Origin of the sequence: Actinomadura sp. NBRC 104412, assembly GCF_030269515.1 — a bacterium.
Classification (GTDB): domain Bacteria; phylum Actinomycetota; class Actinomycetes; order Streptosporangiales; family Streptosporangiaceae; genus Spirillospora.
Map to the genome: position 1 here is coordinate 190,922 of NZ_BSTM01000004.1, position 16,783 is coordinate 207,704.

Below are 16,783 nucleotides of genomic sequence, written 5' to 3' on the forward strand. Positions count from 1 at the left end.
CACTAGAGTGCTCGGCGTGAGTGGAGTGACGCTGCGGCGCGGCGAGCCGAACGAACATGTCGCCGAGATCGTGCTGGACCGGCCGGAGGCCCTCAACGCCCTGTCCACCGCCATGGCGCGGGAGCTGGCCGCCGTGTGCGCGCGGGTGGCCGGTGATCCCGGCATCCGCGCGGTGGTGCTGTCCGCGGAGGGCGAGCGGGCCTTCTGCGTGGGCGCCGACCTGAAGGAACGCAACGCCATGAGCGACGAGGAGATCATGGCGCAGCGGCCGGTGCTCAGGGCCGCGTTCGGCGGGGTGCTGAACCTGCCGCAGCCGGTGATCGCCGCCGTGCACGGGTACGCGCTGGGCGGCGGCTGCGAGCTGGCGCTGAGCTGCGACCTGATCGTGGCGGACGGGTCGGCCGTGTTCGGCCTGCCCGAGGTCACCGTGGGGCTGGTCCCGGGCGGCGGCGGCACCCAGCTCGCCACGCGCCGGCTCGGAGCGGGCCGGGCGGCCGACCTGGTGCTGACCGGCCGCCGCCTCGGCATCGAGGAGGCCGAGGCGTACGGCCTGGTGGACCGGAAGGTCCCGGCAGGGTCGGCCCGCGCGGAGGCGCTGACGATCGCCGCGACCATCGCCGGGAACTCCCCGGTCGCGGTCCGGGCCGCCAAGCGCGCCATGCGCCTCGGCGCCGGGACGGGCAGCCTGGACGCCGCCCTGGACATCGAGGAGAACGCCTGGCGCACCGCCGTCCTCTCGCCCGACCGGCGCGAGGGCATCGCGGCCTTCAACGAGAAGCGCACGCCGGACTGGCCGGGCTGAGCGCGGCTCAGCCGGTGTTCTGGAGGCCGGCCGCCACGCCGTTGACCGACAGCAGGAGCAGGTCGTCCAGGTGGGCGCGTTCGCTGTCGTCCACCTTTCCGGAGCGCAACGCGGCGAGGGCGCGAAGCTGAAGGTGAGACAGGGCGTCGACGTACGGGTTGCGCAGTTCGACGGCCCGGGACAGGACCCTGCGGTTCTCCAAGAGGCGTTCGTGCCCGGTCACGGCCAGGACGAGCGTGCGGGTGCGGTCGTACTCGGCGAGGACGGTCTCGGTGAGCTCGGGACGTCCGCCCAGGGCCAGGTACCGCTCGGCGATGTCACGGTCGGTCTTGGCCAGGCTCATCTCGGCGTTGTCCAGCAGCGAGGCGAACAGCGGCCAGGATTCGTAGGCTTCGCGCAGCTCGCCCAGGTCGTAGGCGCTCCCGGCGACGGCGGCCAGCCCGGAGCCCAGGCCGTACCAGCCGGGCAGGTTGACGCGCGTCTGCGTCCAGGCGAACACCCAGGGGATGGCGCGCAGGTCCTCCAGGCCGCGGGCGGCCTTGCGCCGCGCGGGACGGGAGCCGATGCGCAGGTCGGAGATCTCCTCCAGCGGGCTGACCCGGGCGAACCAGGACGCGAAGCCCTCGGTCTCGATCAGCGCGCGGAACGCGGCCTGCGCCGCCTCGCCGATCGTGTCGGCCAGCGGGCGGAATCGGGCGGCGGCCTCGCGCGCCCGCTCCTGCACGGCGTCGGTGGACGCCAGCAGCACCGCGTGGGTGACCTGCTCGACATGGCGGCGGGCGATCCGCGGGTGACCGTACCGGGCGAAGATCACCTCGCCCTGTTCGGTGACCTTGAACCCCCCGGCGACCGAGCCGGGCGCCTGGGCGAGGATCGCCCGCCCCGCCGGGCCGCCGCCGCGTCCCAGCGAGCCGCCGCGGCCGTGGAAGAGGGTGAGCTTGACGTCGTTGCGGGCCGCCCACGCGGTCAGGGCCTGCTGGGTGTCGTACAGCCGCAGGGTGGCGGCGGCCGGGCCGAGCTGCTTGGCGGAGTCGGAGTAGCCGAGCATGACCTCCATGCGGCGCCCGGTGTCGGCGAGCCGGCGCTGGACGGCGGGGATCTCCAGCATCCCGTCCAGGACGGACGGCGCCCGCTCCAGGTCCTCGCCGGTCTCGAACAGCGGGATCACGTCCAGGACGGGCGCGTGCTCGCCGAGCGAGGCCGCCAGCTCGTGCACGGCGGCGACGTCGTCGGCGGACCGGGTGAACGAGACGATGTAGCGCCGGCACGCCTCCACCCCGAACCGCCGCTGGATCCAGGCAACGACGCGCAGGGTTTCCAGGACCTCCTCGGACATCTCCGAGAGCGCCCCTTGCGCACGCACCTCCGCCAGGGCCTTCTCGTGCACCTCGGAGTGCTGGCGGATCTCCAGCTCGGCCAGGTGGAAGCCGAACGTCTCGACCTGCCAGATCAGGTTCTGGACGCGCCCGTACGCCAGCCGTACCGCGCCCGCCGCCGCGAGCGAGTCCCGCACCATCAGCAGGTCGTCCAGCAGCTCGCCCGGCGAGGAGTAGGCCAGGTCGGCGTTGCGCTCACGGGTGGCGGCGATGCGCGCCGCCGCGTACAGCAGGAACTGGCGGTGCGGCTCGTCCGGTGAACGGGTGGCGATCTCGCCGATCAGCGCGGGCTGCGCGGTGCGGGCGGCGGCCAGCGCGTTCCGCAACGCGGGCGAGGGCGGGGTGGTGGACGCGTGGACGGTCAGCTCGCGGCCGATCCGCGCGCAGACGGCCTCAAGGGCGCGCAGCACGTGCTCGGCCTGGATCATCACGGCGTCCCGGGTGACCCGTGCCGTCACGTACGGGTTGCCGTCCCGGTCGCCGCCGATCCAGCTTCCCAGCCGGACATAGGCGCGGGCCCGCGGCGGGCGGGTGCCGGTGCCCTCGGGGTCCAGGGCCGCGTCCAGCGTCCGGTAGATCTCCGGGACCACCCGGAAGATCGTCTCGTCGAACGCGGCCATCGCGGTGCGGACCTCGTCCAGCGGGTCGAGCTGCGTGTGGCGGCGCAGCGCGGTCCGCCAGAGCAGGTCGATCTCCTCGCGCAGCCGCCGCCTCAGCTCGTCGGCCTCGCCGGCGCCGGGGGACGCGTCGAGCCTGCCCAGCAGGTCGCTGATCCGCTGGATGGACGTGACCACGGCACGGCGGCGGGCCTCGGTGGGGTGGGCGGTGAAGACCGGGTGGAACTCCAGCTCCTCGACGGCCTCGGCCGGCCACTCCCCGCCGTTGGCGCCGCGGATCTCGGCGACCGCCGCGGCCACGGAACCGGGCACGGTCTCGTCCCGGACGTCGCGCTCGCGCAGCGTCCGCATCCGGTGGTGCTCCTCGGCCAGGTTGACCAGGTGGAAGTACACGGTGAACGCCCGCGCGACCAGCCCGGCCCGCTCCAGCGTCCAGCCGTCCACCAGCTTCGCGACCTCGGAGCCGTCGATCTCCCCCCGGCGCGCCGCGATCACGGCGTGCCGGAGCCGCTCGACGTCGTCCAGCAGCTCCCGGCCGCCGTACTCCACCAGCCCGTCGCCCAGCATCGCGCCGAGCATCCGCACGTCGCGGCGCAGCTGGTCGGGCAGGTCCTGGCGGAGGATGTCGCGTGTCTTCGTAGCCACGGCACAAGGGTAGGGGCCACCCCCGTACCGGCCGCCCATCCCACCCCCGGCTACCCTGACCGGCATGGCGACGCAAGCCCCCGAACCGCAGGCCGAGATCGACGTCCACACCACCGCCGGCAAGATCGCGGAACTGGAGCGGCGCCGGTACGAGGCGGTGCACGCCGGCTCGGCGCGCGCGGTCGAAAAGCAGCACGCCAAGGGCAAGATGACCGCCAGGGAGCGGATCGACGCCCTGCTCGACCCCGGCTCGTTCGTGGAGTTCGACGAGCTGGCGCGGCACCGTTCCACCGCCTTCGGCATGGAGCGGAACCGGCCGTACGGCGACGGCGTCGTCACCGGGTACGGCACGGTCGACGGCCGCCACGTCGCCGTGTTCAGCCAGGACTTCACCGTCTCCGGCGGCTCGCTGGGCGAGGTGTTCGGCGAGAAGATCTGCAAGGTCATGGACCACGCGCTCAAGACCGGCTGCCCGGTGATCGGGATCAACGACTCCGGCGGGGCGCGCATCCAGGAGGGCGTCGTCGCCCTCGGCCTCTACGCCGAGATCTTCAAGCGGAACGTGCACGCGTCCGGCGTCATCCCGCAGATCTCGCTGGTCATGGGGCCCTGCGCGGGCGGCGCCGTGTACTCGCCGGCGATCACCGACTTCGTCGTGATGGTCGACCGGACCTCGCACATGTTCATCACCGGACCCGACGTGATCAAGACGGTCACCGGCGAGAGCGTGACGATGGAGGACCTCGGCGGCGCCCTCTCGCACGCCTCCCGCTCCGGCGTCGCGCACTACCAGGGCGCGGACGAGGACGACGCGATGGAGTACGTCAAGGCGCTGCTGTCCTACCTGCCGTCCAACAACCTCGCCGACCCGCCCGCCTTCGACGTCGCGGTCGACCCGGACGCCGAGGACGAGGAGCTGAACACCCTCATCCCCGACTCCCCCAACCAGCCGTACGACATGCACGTCGCCATCGAGCACGTCCTGGACGACGGGGAGTTCCTGGAGGTCCACGAGCTGTACGCGCCCAACATCATCGTGGGCTTCGGCCGGGTCGAGGGCCGCTCGGTCGGCGTGGTCGCCAACCAGCCGATGCAGTTCGCCGGGACCCTCGACATCGGCGCGTCCGAGAAGGCCGCCCGCTTCGTCCGCACCTGCGACGCGTTCAACATCCCCGTCCTCACGTTCGTGGACGTCCCCGGCTTCCTGCCCGGCACCGACCAGGAGTGGAACGGCATCATCCGGCGCGGCGCCAAGCTCCTGTACGCCTACGCGGAGGCCACCGTCCCCCTGGTCACCGTGATCACCCGCAAGGCGTACGGCGGCGCGTACGACGTCATGGGCTCCAAGCACCTCGGCGCCGACATCAACCTGGCCTGGCCCACCGCGCAGATCGCCGTGATGGGCGCGCAGGGCGCGGTGAACATCCTGTACCGCCGCGAGCTCGCCGCCGCCGACGACCCCGACGCGCGCCGCGCCGAGCTGATCACCGAGTACGAGGACACGCTGGCCAACCCGTACATCGCGGCCGAACGCGGCTATGTGGACGCCGTCATCAAGCCGTCCGAGACCCGCGGCCAGGTCATCCGGGCCCTCCGCGCCCTTCGCGACAAGCGCAGGACCCTTCCCCCGAAGAAGCACGGCAACATTCCCCTGTGACGGGGTTGCCGCTCGCTGGGTTCAGAGGGACAGTTCGTCCCGCTTAATGCGGACGACCAGGGCGGCGAAACGCTGGACGCCGACGTCGAGCCGCCCGCCATCCGGGTTCTTGCTGTCACGAACGGCGACAAGCTCATCGACGCGCGCGACCTCCACGCAGTTGCCGTTCTGGCCGCTTCGCGAGCTCTTGCGCCACCTGGCACGGGTCGAGTCGAACTTGCGCATTTCGCACCTCCCTCAAACCGCGCTCAGCCCATTGCATCTGCCAGCCGCCGGATCAGCGCGATCGAGTCGTCCGGATGGAGGGCGGCCGCAAGCAGTCGGTCGAATGCAAGCATAAACGCCTCGACATCCCTGGCCCCTTCCAGGTAGACGCCGTCCGGAATGGTCTCCAGGTACACCACGTCCGGAACGGCCGGTTCGGCGAAGCCGAGAAGGACGAAGGGCCCGCTCGTCCCAGCATGGGCCCCGGCCGTGAACGGCACGACCTGGATGGTCGTCTTGCCTTGTTCCGAGGCTCCGACGAGGTGGTCCAGTTGGTCTCGCATGATCGTTCGGCCGCCCACCATGTGATGCAGAACGGCCTCGTCCACAACCGCCCAGAGCCGCGGACGGTCCGGCCGAGTGAGGATTTGCTGGCGGGCCACGCGCACCTGCACCCGGCGTTCGATCTCTTCCGGCTCCAGTTCCTGCCGTCCGCTCCGGATCACGGCACGCGCGTAGTCCGGCGTCTGGAGCAGGCCGGGAATCACGAGTGCCTCGAAGGTACGAATCGTGGTGGCTCCGGCCTCCAGACCGATGAACACCTCGTAGGGGTTGGGAAGCACGCCCCGGAAGGAGTGCCACCACCCAGGCTTGCGGGCGTCGCGCGCGAGCTGGATCAACCCTTCCTTTTCCGCCGTCGGCACGCCGTAAAGATCAAGCAGCTCGCGCACACTGCGTGGCTGCGGCTTGGTGCGTCCGGTTTCGATGCGGAAGAGCGTGGACCCCGCCCAGTGAAGGCGGCGCGTCACCTCTTCACGTGTCAGCCCCGCCGCCTCCCGCCGTGCCGTCAACTCCACGGCGAGCCGTCGAGCAAGGAGCGTCGGACTGTTCCCCTGATCTTGTTGGCGCGCCACGTTCCAGCTCCATCCGCAGAATTTCAGATGCAATATTGCGTCTGCTCGTAGAGTAGTGCATTCTGACGGGGACAGCCTGCCATCGGTCGACCGGTGATGCGGGGAAGTGAGGGCGGCCCCGGTCCGATGCGCACACATCGGACCGGGACCTTGATCCGACGTGGGAGGTCGGACCCATGCCCGATGCTAGGGCCAGAACGCCGTCCGGACGGACGGCCAAGCTCACGGAACAATCACACTGGGCGGGCACGTCAGGAGAACTGGACATGACGTGCCTTGCCGCCTGGACGGCACCCGGCCAAGTGCGCACTCACATCCGGTTCCGGCTCATCGAGTGGGGACATCCGGAGATCGCCGACGACATGTACCTGATAGCCGGAGAACTGGTCGCCAACGCCGTGGAGGCCACACCGGACGGCGAGATCCGGGTGCGGTTCACACGCGAACCGGACGCAGTCCTGCTAGGAGTGTGGGATTCCGCCGACTCCATGCCAACGGTCAGGCCGGCCGTGGAATTGTCGCTGCTGGACGTACAACCCGACCCTCTCGCGCTCACGCCTGGTCATGAGGACGGAGCTGGGGGCTGGGGCTTGCCGCTCATCGAGGCGCTGTCGTCCGAGTGCGGAGTCCACCGGACATCTCCACACGGAAAATGGGTGTGGTCACGAGTCCATACCTAGAGCGTCGTCAACGCGCTCGGGGCCTGCTGTCCTCGCCTGAGGAGCCCCACGGCCAGAGGCCGACGGCAGGCCCTGTATATCCTGGCCGTCTCCCCACATCAGCGAGCTTGCCAGCGATGCGGGCTTGGTTAGGAGATCACGTGAGCACTAGTGACAAGCCGCTCTTGCAGGTGGTTCGGGGGGACGCGACGGCTGAGGAGATCGCCGCCGTGGTGGCGGTGCTGGCGGCGCGGACCAGGGCCGCGCGGGCGCGGGACGGTGCCGGTCCCCGGCCGGTGTCGCGGTGGGCGGACCGGGAGCGGTTGCTCCGGGGCTCGGTCTCGGAGGTGGTCCGGCCTCGGGGGGACGGGGCGTGGCGGGCCAGTGCCTACCCGCGGTGAGGACCCCCTTACCGCCTGACAGGGCTCGGGTGAATACCGCGCGCAACGTGGAATAACCACACACAGCGGGTGTGTGCGGTCGCGCGGCCAGGACATGGAACCGTGGTTCGTACACAGGAAAGGCGCGTGCACGAATAAGGTGAAAGGCCATGGCCACCTCGGAGTTCGTTCCACAGCCCGCTCGATACGCCGTGTTCGTCGACGCGGGATACCTCTACGCGGCCTCCGGTGCGCTGCTTCTCGACTGTGGCTCCCGGCGCGAGTACCGCGTCGCGGCCGAGAAACTGATCAAGGCGTTGACCGGCCATGCCGACTCACGGCTCGTAGGTGAGCTGCTGCGGGTCTACTGGTTCGACGCCGCGCCCAAGAAGCAGCCCACCGTCGACCAGCGGGTGATCGCCAACCTGCCGCTGGTGAAGCTGCGGCTGGGCAACCTGAACGCGCAGGGCCAGCAGAAGGGGGTCGACGCGCAGCTCCGTGAGGACCTGGAGGCGCTGGCCCGGCACCGGGCGATCACCGACGCGGTGCTGCTCGCCGGTGACGAGGACATGCTGCCCGCGGTCGAGGCGGCCCAGGCGTACGGGGTCCGGGTGCACCTGTGGGGCGTCGAGCCCACGCACGGCTCCAACCAGGCCGAATGGCTCGTGTGGGAGTCCGACACGGTCGAGGTGCTGTCCGCCGACTTCCTCCGCCCCTACTTCACCAAGGCCAAGGTGCTGCCCGTCCCGGCGGCCCCCTCGGCTCCCGCCACACCGGGGCGTGCGGCCGTTCCGTCCCCGTCCCAGGTGTTCGCCGGACGCACCCCGGCGGTCAAGCCGCCCCCGGTTCCGGCGGGCGCCCGCGCGGGCCAGGTCGCCGCGAACGCCGGGACGCAGGTCACGCCCGGCACCGTGGCCGCCGCGATGACCTCCACGGCCGGCGCGCCCATCAGCGACGGCAAGCTGGGGCCCGACCGCGACCACATGCTGGAGATCGGCGAGCATGTCGCGCAGAAGTGGCTGTTCGAGCGGGGACGGGACAACATCCGCGACCTGCTGCCCGGCCCGATCCTGCCCCCGGTGATCGACAAGGAGCTGCTGATCGAGGCCGAGAAGGAGCTGGGCTCCTCGCTGCGCCCCTACCAGGAGGCCCGCACCTTTCTCCGGGACGGGTTCTGGGAGCGGGTCTACCGCGAGTTCGGCATCGGGATCGGCAAGTCAGGCTGACGGACATCGCGACCCTGCGCGTTTGGTGATTGCCCGCACACACTGTGTGGCCACCGCGATACAGTTCCGCCGTTATGGGGGGACGGCGAAGCACGTGCGGCACGCGACACGCCACTTGCGGCGTGGTCGCGGTCGCCCTGCTGGCCGTGTCCGGGTGCGACTCGCCGGTCCCGTTCTACAGGCCGGGCGAGGGTTCGCCGCACGCCCCGAGGATCGCGCTGGGCGGCCCCGCCCCGTACGCCCCGCCGCATCCCACGTCCCCGGCGCCCGCACCCGTTCCGCAGCGGCCCGGTGGCAACGTCTACGCCGCGGCCGGGCCGGGCATGCTCGCGCCCACGGCCCGTGGCCTGCCGCCCCGCGTGTACGTGCCGAACGCCGCCACCGGCACGGTCGACGTGATCGACCAGCGGACGGGACGGCTCGCGGGCCGCATCCGGGTCGGCGGCACCCCTGACCTGATCGTCCCTGCCGGTGACCTGCGCCGCCTCTGGGTGACCGACCTGGACGGCGGCGTGTTCCGCCCCGTCGCCCCGAACCCGGCCCGGCGCGGGGAGCCGCTGCGGATCTCACGTCCCGGCGTGCCCTACTTCAGCCCGGACGGCCGCACGGCCATCGTCCCTGCGGCGAGACCGGGACGCATCGACTTCCGCCACCCCCACACCATGGAGCCACTGGGCACGCTGAGGCTGCCCTGCACGGGCGCCTACCGCGCGGGCTTCTCCGCCGACGGCTCGTCCCTGGTGGCGACATGCCCCGCGTCCAGGAAGCTGGTCCGGGTGGACCTGGCCCGCCGGGCCGTCACCGCGGAACTGAAGCTGCCGCGCGGCGCGCGTCCCGGCGACCTGCGGCTCTCCCCGGACGGCCGGACGTTCCTCGTCGCCGACCCCGCCAAGGGCGGCCTGTGGACGGTCGACGCCGCCCGGCTGCGCGCCACCGGATTCGTCCGAACCGGGCCGGGCGCGCACGGCCTCGTCTTCGACCGCTCCTACCGCCGCCTGTTCGTCGTCGGCCGCGACGGCACGGTCTCGGCGTACGACCTGGCCGGCGGCACGGTGTCACGGCTGTTCCGGCTCCCCGGCGGGCGTCCCCTGCTGGCGGGCGGCGTCTCACCGGACGGCGGCGCGCTGTGGCTGTCCGACCCGCTGGACGGCACGGTGTACGCGCTGTCCACCCAGACAGGGCGTCCCTTCCACAAGGTCCGGGTCGGCGGGCACCCGGGCAGCCCATGCGTCCACCCTCAACCGGGCCGTGTCTCGCTGGGCGGCACCGGCCTCTACCGTTGAGGCACCCATTGCGGGACGAGTTCCTCCACGAGCGCCTCCGTCTCGGGCTGGAGCTGGTCCATCAGAGGGTCACGTCCGACACGGGTCCGCAGCTCGTCCACCACGACCTGGACCTGCGCCACGTCCCCTGTCGCGTGGGTCGCGCGGAGCAGGTCGCGCCACAGCCCCTCGTCGTCGGGCGCGAGGCGCAGGCCGGCGCGGGCCGCGCTGATCGCGCCGTGCGGGTCGCCCTCGTCCAGCCGCAGCAGGACCAGCCGGTGCGCGACGTCGATGACGCGGGCGGTCGCCTCGTACTCCAGGTCGTCGGTCACCAGCCAGCCGTAACGGCCGCGCGGGCGGTCCGCCAGCACCGGTCCGCGCACCAGATCCAGCGCGTACGCCATGTAGGCGGTCTCGGACGCGGGCTCGGCCGCCGACCGCCACACCAGCCAGCGGAACACGGCCCAGTCGACCCGCACCTCGGAGCCCAGCTTGATCCGGCCGCGGTCGTCGTAGTACAGGTTCGGGCGTCCGCGCGCGTCCCGTCCCAGCCAGTCCGACACCCGCGCCACGCAGGCGTCCCGCACCCCGGCGCTGACCCCGCGAGGCCAGATCGCCCCGCTCAGCACCGTGGGATGCACCCCGCCCGGATGGGTCGCCAGGTAGATCAGCACCTCCGTGCACAGCGCCCGGCGGCTGTCGTCCATCGGCCCCGGCGCGTCGATCTCGATGGGACCGAGCAGGCGGATGTCCACCGACGGCCGCTGCGTGCCCGACGCCCCGGGCGGCTCGCTCGGCTCGCCACCGGCCCCCGGCTCCGGCAGCGGCACCGACTCCAGCCGTGACGCGCTGCGGAACAGGTCACCGAGTGCACGGTAGTGCTCCTCGGGGATCAGCTGGGCGTCCACCTCGAAACCCAGCACGCCCGCCTGCAACCGCCCGTCCGCGTCGACCTCCCACGTCCAGGTGGCGCCCTGGACCTCGCCGGGCACGAGATAGCCCGCCGCCATCCGGGTGCCGGTGCGGGCCAGCGCGACCAGCCGGTCCGCCTCCTGCGGGGTGGGCTCGTCCGCCATGATCAGGTAGTGCGGCATCCACGCCTCGCCGAACACGCCGCGGCAGCGTCCCGTCAGCACCGAGTCCACCCCTGAGGCCGCCAGCGCCTGCCGCACCTCCTCGCCGCGTCCCTCCAGCTCCGGCAGCGCCTCGTGGAGCGTGGGGACGGCGCGGACCCGGTCCGGTGCGATCTCCGCGAGGTTCTCGGCCAGCTCGCCGCCGAACCCGACCAGCGTGATGCGCATATGGTCCGACCAGCGGTTGGTCGCCAGCTCCAGCGCCAGCGCCGCCAGCACCGACCGCCGCGTCTCCTCCGGGCCGCGCAGCGCGATGAGCCCGTGCGCCGCCTCCAGATCGACCAGGATCCGCCCGCCCTCGTTGGTGCCGATGGAGACCAGCCCGGGGTACGGGGCGAGCACGTCGGCGAGGTCCGCGCCTTCGAGGACGTCGAGCGCGTCCGCGTACAGGCGCCACACCTGGCCGTCGTCGAAGGACTGCCACGGCGCCGGCGGGTTACGGTCGGCGGGCGCGATCCACAGGTCGAGGCTCTCCTGGCCCAGATGCACCCCGTACACGGTGGGCAGCGTCCGCCCGCCCGCCGCCATCGACTTCGACAACTGCCGCAGCCCCAGGTCGAGCAGCCGCACCGCGCCGTCGTCCGCGCCGATCCGCAGCGCCCGCTCGGTCTCCGCCGCCGCCCCCTCCGGACGGACGATCATGTGCCCGAACGCGCGATGCCACAACTGCGCGCGGCGCCGCCGTCCCAGCGCGCTGAGCACGCCCGCCGCCAGCAGTGACGCCCCGGCCAGCCCGTGCTCCCATCCGAGCTCGAACGGAAGGAAGGTCTCCTCGGCGCTCACGTTGTCCCGCCCGGGAATGGACGCGCCGCCCGTCCCGGCCTCCCCGCCCAGCTCATCACCGGGCCGCGGCGCCTTGCTCTCCGGCGCCTTGCTCTCGGGCGCCTTGCTCTCGGGCGCCTTGCTCTCGGGCGCCTTGGTCTCGGGCGCCTTGGTCTCCGGGGCTTGCGTCTCGGGGGCTTGTGTCTCCGGGGCTTGTGACTCCGGGGCCTTGCTCTCGGGGGCCTTCGTTTCCGGCGCCCTGGTCTCAGGAGCCCTGCTCTCAGGGGCCTTGGTCTCGGGGGCGCTTGGCCGGGGCGCGGGTGCGGGCGCGACGGGAGCCTGGTCGCGTCCGGACTCGGGTCGACGGTCGGGCTCCGGGCTGGGCTGCGCCTCCGGTGTCCTGTCGGGCTGCGGGCTCGGCGCCGGCGCGCGCTCCCGCTCGGGCTGGCGGTCCGGGACGGCATGCCCGTGCCGGAAGTAGTCGCCCAGATCCTTGGACGGGATGACCTGCACGTTCTTGGCGTCCGCCGGCATCTCGAGTATCCAGCCGGGACGGATCAGGCTCGCGATGGTGAGCCGGCTGCCGTCCGGCTGCACATGGCCCTTGTTGAGCGCGAAGATCTCCTTGTAGCGGCGCCCCTCCCCCAGGCACTTCTCCGCGATCTCCCAGAGGCTCTCGTGGTGACGGCCCTCCGGAGGCTGCACCCGGTAGATCTTGGTGGTGGCCTCCCTCTCCAGGTCCACCGGCTGCGCCGCCGTGGCCGTCCGGGTGGTGTACGTGGCGGCGACCGGCCGCACGGGCTGCTCGGCCGGGACTTCAGGGGAGGCGGCGATCGGGTGCAGGCTCTGCGCCTGCGTCATCACCGGCCGCTGCTGGTGCAGCTCACGTCCGCCGAACGCGGGCATGATCGTGGTGGTGGCGGTGAACAGCAGCAGCGCGGCCACGACCAGGCGGTGGACGAGCGACTGGGTGGCGCCCGCCAGCGGCACCCGGGCGGGCACGCCCACCCCGCGGATGCCCGCGTACACCTCGACGATCACGCACAACGCGAGTTGCAGCCAGGCCAGCCACACCAGCGCGACCAGGATCGGGATCAGCGACCCATCCCCGATCGGCCGAGTGAGGTCCGACAGCCCCGGCATCGTGTCCGGGATCGGCGGCTCGAACAGCGTCAGCAGCGCGAACGGCACCCCCACCAGCAGCGCGACCAACGCCAACAGCGCGCCCAGCCCGGCGAGCACGTCCCCCGCGCCGCGCCGTGCGCGCACCCGTACGGGCGCGGCGGCGCCCTGCCCCAGCCGCCGCCCGGACGCGTCGCGCACGTTCTCCGGCCGTACGCTCCCTGGCCGCCTGTCGCCTGCGTGCCGTGCCGTCATCGGTTCCCCTACTGATCCTCGTCGGTGACCGGCTGGGCGGACGCCGTCGACGTCATCGTAAACTCGCTCATCCCGGGGACGATGCCCAGCAACTGGAGCCGCACGGTCAACTGGACGGTCACCTCGACCCGCTCCTCGTCCGCCGAGCACTGGGACGCGGTGATCTCCGCGTCGTACCCGGCCAGCAGGTCGCAGGCCGCCACCCGGGCGCGGTCCGGGTCGATCACCGGCTCGCCGGTGCGCCGCAGCGTCTCGGTGTCGATCTCGTTCGCGCCGGCGCGCGCCGCCTGCTCCGCCATGTCCGCCGCCCGCTGCCGCGCGTGGATCGCCAGCCCGCCGTCCACCAGCAGCCCGGCCAGCAGGAACACCGCCGGGGTGAACAGGACGACGTACATCCCGGCCGTCCCCCGGTCATCGCCCCCCGTCCGCTTCCACATCACTGCGCGTCCTCGCCCGTGTCGCCGCCGCGGTAGCTGAACGTGTCGATCGGCGCCAGCGCCCTGCCGCGCAGCGTCTTGGTGGCGGGCAGTCCGATGAACGCCAGATCGCCCAGGTCCACGTCACAGCTGATGGTCACCGAGACCCGTCCGCCCGGCCCCCACTGGCTGGTGTCGGTGACGACCACGGGGCCGCCCGCGCACCAGTCCCGTCCGTTGAGGTTGGCGTCAGCGGCCTGCTGCGCCAGTCGCACGGCGCCTTCGGGACTGCGCGCTATGGACGCCGAACGGACGGCGTCACGGGCGGCGCCGTCCACCTGGCTCTGCGCGTCCACCAGCCGGCCCGCACCGGCCAGCAGCATGAGGAACACCACGAACAGAGGGGTGACCAGGGCCATCTCCATCGACATCGACCCGCGGTCGGGCGCGCGCCGCATCATGGCGCACCTCCCTCGCAAGCGATGCCCTCACCCACGTCGGGACGGAAGCACTCGATCGGCCCCTGGGAACGCTGCCGCACCCGGAACGTCATGAACGGCACGACCCGCACCGCCTCGCCGCTCACCTCGACCCAGCGCTGATCGCCGACCTCGCCGGTCTCCACCCGCAACCCGCTGATCAGATCGCGGCCGATCTTCTGGACGTCGCCGGCGGCCTTCTCCCGGGCGGCGCCCTCCCAGCCCCCTCCCACCGGCTGGGTACGGGCCACCCGCGCACCCGACTGGGCCGCCGCGAGCGCGACGTGACGCGCGTGGTAGACCATCGCGAACTGCACCACGACCAGCATCACCAGGATCAGGATGGGCGTCAGCAGGGCCCACTCAAGCGAGGACGCGCCCCGGTCCCCCCGGGGCACGCGACCGTCCCGGCGGGCCACCGCTACTCCGTCCGGATGCTGTTGGCCTTGTTGACGATCAGGTTCCGGATCGTCGCGCCGATCGTGAGCGCGATGACCGCCAGGATCGCGGTGATGATCGCCCATTCGATCGCCGAGGCCCCCGCGCTGCGGTTGGTCTCGTTGCGGAACCTGTGCCAGCGGCAGCCGAGCAGGGCCCGCAGGTAGACCACGACCGGGTCGTTCCAGGGGTTCATCGAACCCATCCATCCTCCTTCTCAGACATGTCTCTCACGCTGCACCCCCCGTTGGGGGACGACCCCCCACACCCCCCGACAACAACAGGCACCACGACCCCGCTCCGCTCGCTCACGCCGTATCCCCCATGGGGGGACGACCCCCCACACCCCCGACAACAACAGGCACCACGACCCCGCTCCGCTCGCTCACGCCGTATCCCCCGTGGGGGGACGACCCCCCACACCCCCCGACAACAACAGGCACCACGACCCCGCTCCGCTCGCTCACGCCGTATCCCCCATGGGGGGACGACCCCCCACACCCCCCGACAACAACAGGCATCGTGACCTCGCTTCGCTCGTTCACGCTGCCATGACCCTCATCAGCGCCGGATACGCCAGGAAGACCAGGAAGGCGGCGCAGAGCAAGAGCTGGGCGACGAGCATCGACTGCGAGCGCTCACCCGCCTTGCCTTCCAGTTCGGACAGCTCGCGGCTGCGCATGGACGCGGCGCGGGCGGACAGCGACTTGCGGACCTGGGCGCCGTCGTCGGCCACCAGCGCCAGCGCACCGGCCAGGTCTCGCAGCTCGGCGATGTCCAGTTCGTCGCCGAGGTTGCCCAGCGCCTGCCAGGGCGTCTGGCCGGTGATGCGGGCGTTGGCGAGGGCGTCCCTGATGCGGTGCATGGCCCAGCCCTCGCCGACGGTGGACGCGGTCATCAGGGCCTCCGGCACGCCGCGTCCCCCCGACAGGTTCATCGACACCAGGTCCAGGAACGCGCCGACCACGTGCCGGAAGTCCTGGCGGCGCCCGGCCGCCTCCTGCCGCAACTGCATGTCGGGAAAGAAGAAGAACAGCACCGCGAAGAACATGCAGATCCACATCGGGACCTGGAACGAGACGCCCAGGCCCAGCAGCGCGAAGTACGCCACCACGACCGGGATGAACAACAGCGCGGCGGCGGGCAGCAGGAACTTGGTCGCCAGGAAGCCCTCCAGCGACCGTTCGGTGATGGCCAGGTCGGCACGGATCGAGTGCAGCTTCCAGCCCCGGTACTCGCAGTACCGGGCCAGTTCCCTGCCGACCCTGGAGCGCAGCGTCCCGACCCGCTCGAAGGTGGGCGACGTGCGTTCGGCGCGCGCGTCCTCAAGGTCGCGGCGGCGGGCGGCGTCGAACGCGGCCAGCCGCCTGGCCAGCCCGGGACGGGACGGGAAGAACGCCCGGACGAACAGGTACAGCCCGGCGCCGAAAAGGGCGCCCGCGAGCAACGGCCCGGTCATCTCACGCCGCCCTTCTCCGCTCCGCCCTTGCCCTGCCAGGCCGCGACGGTCGTGGGCACCTCGCCGGGCACGCCCGGACGCGCTGTACGGGACGCCGTGCCGGATGCGGTGCCGGCCGAGGTCAGAAACCGGCTCGGCATCTCGTACCTGGCGAGCCGCCGCAGCCACAGGAACCCGGCCCCGTACAGGGCGATGACCAGGCACAGCACGAGCTGGCCGAGGAAGTCGTCGTACGGCTCGACATAGCTGTGGTTGAAGACGGCCAGCCCGATCGCCGTTCCCACAGAGACGCCCACGACGATGCGGACGCTGCGGCGGGTGGCGCGGCGGTCGGCCTCGACGCGGCGGCGCATGTCCAGTTCGGCACGCGCGGACGTGGCCAGCGCACCCAGCATGTCGCGCAGGCCGGGGCCGCGCAGCCTCGCGTTCAGGATCAGCGCGGCGACCACCAGGTCGGCGGACGGGTCGTTCAGATCGTCGGCGAAACGGCGCAGCGCGTCCGGCAGCGGGACGCGGGTGTGCATCCGGTCGACGAGGGTGCGCAGAGGTTGCTGCAAGACGGGCGAGGAGGCGCGCAGGGACGCGGGGATCGCCTGTTCCAGCCCGACGGCGCCCGCGATCGTGTCGCGCAGCGACTCGGTCCACGCGGCGAGTGCCTCCAGGCGGGCCATGCTGCGGCGTTCCTCGGCGGCGCCGCCCGCCAGCCCGTTCCAGGCCAGCACGAGCACGCCGGTGCCGATCGCGGCGATCGGCCAGCGCGTCACCACCAGCACCGCGAGCCCGACCATCACGGCCAGCGCGGTACGGGTGGACAGCGTCCTGACGATCTCCTCGCGGCTGCGGCGCGGGGGCGGCCCGGACCGGGCGGGCAGCCCGCGCACCGCCAGGACCAGCAGGATCACCCCGCCACCGCAGAGCCCGCCCGCGATGACCGCGAGCATGACGTCGGGCGCGTACATCAGCGGCCCCCCACCCCG

The 16,783-nt window shown here is 72.3% G+C and carries 17 protein-coding genes; 7 read left to right on the forward strand and 10 right to left on the reverse strand.

Annotated elements, in window-relative coordinates:
* The first annotated feature begins 16 nt into the window (after positions 1-16).
* Positions 17-802: an enoyl-CoA hydratase/isomerase family protein gene (locus QSK21_RS07065; protein ID WP_285694490.1), complete on the forward strand. Its 786-nt coding sequence runs from the start codon at positions 17-19 to the stop codon at positions 800-802.
* A gap of 7 nt (positions 803-809) precedes the next feature.
* Here the strand turns inward: QSK21_RS07065 and QSK21_RS07070 are convergent, their stop codons facing one another.
* Positions 810-3,479: a phosphoenolpyruvate carboxylase gene (locus QSK21_RS07070; RefSeq protein WP_502871526.1), complete on the reverse strand. Its 2,670-nt coding sequence runs from the start codon at positions 3,477-3,479 to the stop codon at positions 810-812.
* Positions 3,480-3,504: 25 nt separating this feature from the next.
* On the opposite strand from QSK21_RS07070, the gene QSK21_RS07075 reads away from it, so the two are divergent.
* On the forward strand, positions 3,505-5,097 hold the full coding sequence (locus tag QSK21_RS07075) for an acyl-CoA carboxylase subunit beta (RefSeq protein ID WP_285694492.1): 1,593 nt from the start codon (positions 3,505-3,507) through the stop codon (positions 5,095-5,097).
* Between the two features lie 21 nt (positions 5,098-5,118).
* On the opposite strand, the gene QSK21_RS07080 is transcribed toward QSK21_RS07075, so the two are convergent.
* A complete protein-coding gene (locus QSK21_RS07080) occupies positions 5,119-5,322 on the reverse strand; it encodes a DUF397 domain-containing protein (RefSeq protein ID WP_285694493.1) in 204 nt (67 codons plus the stop codon).
* A 23-nt stretch (positions 5,323-5,345) separates the two neighbouring features.
* The gene (locus QSK21_RS07085; RefSeq protein WP_285694495.1) at positions 5,346-6,215 is read right to left on the reverse strand and encodes a helix-turn-helix domain-containing protein; all 870 of its coding nucleotides are present in this window, start codon (positions 6,213-6,215) and stop codon (positions 5,346-5,348) included.
* A gap of 266 nt (positions 6,216-6,481) precedes the next feature.
* Between QSK21_RS07085 and QSK21_RS36070 the strand changes: the two genes are divergently transcribed.
* From QSK21_RS36070 to QSK21_RS07100, 4 genes are all read left to right on the forward strand, one after another.
* Entirely contained in the window at positions 6,482-6,895 is a 414-nt protein-coding gene (locus tag QSK21_RS36070; RefSeq protein WP_352231256.1) for an ATP-binding protein, read from the forward strand.
* 140 nt (positions 6,896-7,035) lie between these two features.
* Positions 7,036-7,275, forward strand: coding sequence for an acyl-CoA carboxylase epsilon subunit (locus QSK21_RS07090; protein ID WP_285694497.1), 240 nt, complete (start codon positions 7,036-7,038; stop codon positions 7,273-7,275).
* A 149-nt stretch (positions 7,276-7,424) separates the two neighbouring features.
* Positions 7,425-8,480, forward strand: a complete 1,056-nt coding sequence (locus QSK21_RS07095; RefSeq protein ID WP_285694498.1) for an NYN domain-containing protein — start codon at positions 7,425-7,427, stop codon at positions 8,478-8,480.
* A gap of 122 nt (positions 8,481-8,602) precedes the next feature.
* Positions 8,603-9,763: a YncE family protein gene (locus QSK21_RS07100; RefSeq protein ID WP_285694499.1), complete on the forward strand. Its 1,161-nt coding sequence runs from the start codon at positions 8,603-8,605 to the stop codon at positions 9,761-9,763.
* Here QSK21_RS07100 and QSK21_RS36075 read toward each other — a convergent pair.
* Positions 9,754-11,517 (reverse strand): AfsR/SARP family transcriptional regulator, encoded by a 1,764-nt coding sequence (locus tag QSK21_RS36075; RefSeq protein ID WP_352231260.1) that lies wholly within the window; start codon positions 11,515-11,517, stop codon positions 9,754-9,756. The two genes, QSK21_RS07100 and QSK21_RS36075, sit on opposite strands and share 10 nt — an antisense overlap.
* 157 nt (positions 11,518-11,674) lie before the next feature.
* Between QSK21_RS36075 and QSK21_RS36080 the strand changes: the two genes are divergently transcribed.
* Positions 11,675-12,118 carry a pentapeptide repeat-containing protein gene (locus QSK21_RS36080; protein WP_352231261.1) on the forward strand — a complete coding sequence of 148 codons (444 nt, stop codon included), beginning with the start codon at positions 11,675-11,677 and terminating at the stop codon, positions 12,116-12,118.
* Positions 12,119-13,022: 904 nt separating this feature from the next.
* Here the strand turns inward: QSK21_RS36080 and QSK21_RS07110 are convergent.
* The 6 genes from QSK21_RS07110 to QSK21_RS07135 all read right to left on the reverse strand — a co-directional run bounded on the left by QSK21_RS07110 (position 13,023) and on the right by QSK21_RS07135 (position 16,765).
* A complete protein-coding gene (locus QSK21_RS07110; RefSeq protein ID WP_285694501.1) occupies positions 13,023-13,451 on the reverse strand; it encodes a TadE/TadG family type IV pilus assembly protein in 429 nt (142 codons plus the stop codon).
* A complete protein-coding gene (locus QSK21_RS07115; RefSeq protein WP_285694502.1) occupies positions 13,451-13,891 on the reverse strand; it encodes a TadE/TadG family type IV pilus assembly protein in 441 nt (146 codons plus the stop codon). Before QSK21_RS07115 ends, QSK21_RS07110 begins: the two co-directional genes overlap by 1 nt.
* Complete coding sequence (locus QSK21_RS07120; protein WP_285694503.1) at positions 13,888-14,307, reverse strand: TadE family protein; 420 nt, start codon at positions 14,305-14,307, stop codon at positions 13,888-13,890. The genes QSK21_RS07115 and QSK21_RS07120 overlap by 4 nt, the downstream gene beginning before the upstream one ends.
* A 23-nt stretch (positions 14,308-14,330) precedes the next feature.
* Positions 14,331-14,552 (reverse strand): hypothetical protein, encoded by a 222-nt coding sequence (locus tag QSK21_RS07125; protein ID WP_285694504.1) that lies wholly within the window; start codon positions 14,550-14,552, stop codon positions 14,331-14,333.
* 336 nt (positions 14,553-14,888) lie between these two features.
* Complete coding sequence (locus QSK21_RS07130; protein ID WP_285694505.1) at positions 14,889-15,806, reverse strand: type II secretion system F family protein; 918 nt, start codon at positions 15,804-15,806, stop codon at positions 14,889-14,891.
* Positions 15,803-16,765, reverse strand: coding sequence for a type II secretion system F family protein (locus QSK21_RS07135; protein WP_285694506.1), 963 nt, complete (start codon positions 16,763-16,765; stop codon positions 15,803-15,805). The genes QSK21_RS07130 and QSK21_RS07135 overlap by 4 nt, the downstream gene beginning before the upstream one ends.
* Between the last annotated feature and the right edge of the window lie 18 nt (positions 16,766-16,783).

Bases quoted from the DNA above. Each gene is read 5' to 3' on its own strand.
- QSK21_RS07070 (WP_502871526.1), bottom strand. From the start codon at position 3,479: ATGGGCGGCCGGTACGGGGGTGGCCCCTACCCTTGTGCCGTGGCTACG.
- QSK21_RS07075 (WP_285694492.1), top strand. From the start codon at position 3,505: ATGGCGACGCAAGCCCCCGAACCGCAGGCCGAGATCGACGTCCACACC.
- QSK21_RS07080 (WP_285694493.1), bottom strand. From the start codon at position 5,322: ATGCGCAAGTTCGACTCGACCCGTGCCAGGTGGCGCAAGAGCTCGCGA.
- QSK21_RS36070 (WP_352231256.1), top strand. From the start codon at position 6,482: ATGACGTGCCTTGCCGCCTGGACGGCACCCGGCCAAGTGCGCACTCAC.
- QSK21_RS07095 (WP_285694498.1), top strand. From the start codon at position 7,425: ATGGCCACCTCGGAGTTCGTTCCACAGCCCGCTCGATACGCCGTGTTC.
- QSK21_RS36075 (WP_352231260.1), bottom strand. From the start codon at position 11,517: ATGATCGTCCGTCCGGAGGGGGCGGCGGCGGAGACCGAGCGGGCGCTG.
- QSK21_RS36080 (WP_352231261.1), top strand. From the start codon at position 11,675: ATGGACGCGCCGCCCGTCCCGGCCTCCCCGCCCAGCTCATCACCGGGC.
- QSK21_RS07110 (WP_285694501.1), bottom strand. From the start codon at position 13,451: ATGTGGAAGCGGACGGGGGGCGATGACCGGGGGACGGCCGGGATGTAC.
- QSK21_RS07115 (WP_285694502.1), bottom strand. From the start codon at position 13,891: ATGATGCGGCGCGCGCCCGACCGCGGGTCGATGTCGATGGAGATGGCC.
- QSK21_RS07125 (WP_285694504.1), bottom strand. From the start codon at position 14,552: ATGGGTTCGATGAACCCCTGGAACGACCCGGTCGTGGTCTACCTGCGG.
- QSK21_RS07130 (WP_285694505.1), bottom strand. From the start codon at position 15,806: ATGACCGGGCCGTTGCTCGCGGGCGCCCTTTTCGGCGCCGGGCTGTAC.
- QSK21_RS07135 (WP_285694506.1), bottom strand. From the start codon at position 16,765: ATGTACGCGCCCGACGTCATGCTCGCGGTCATCGCGGGCGGGCTCTGC.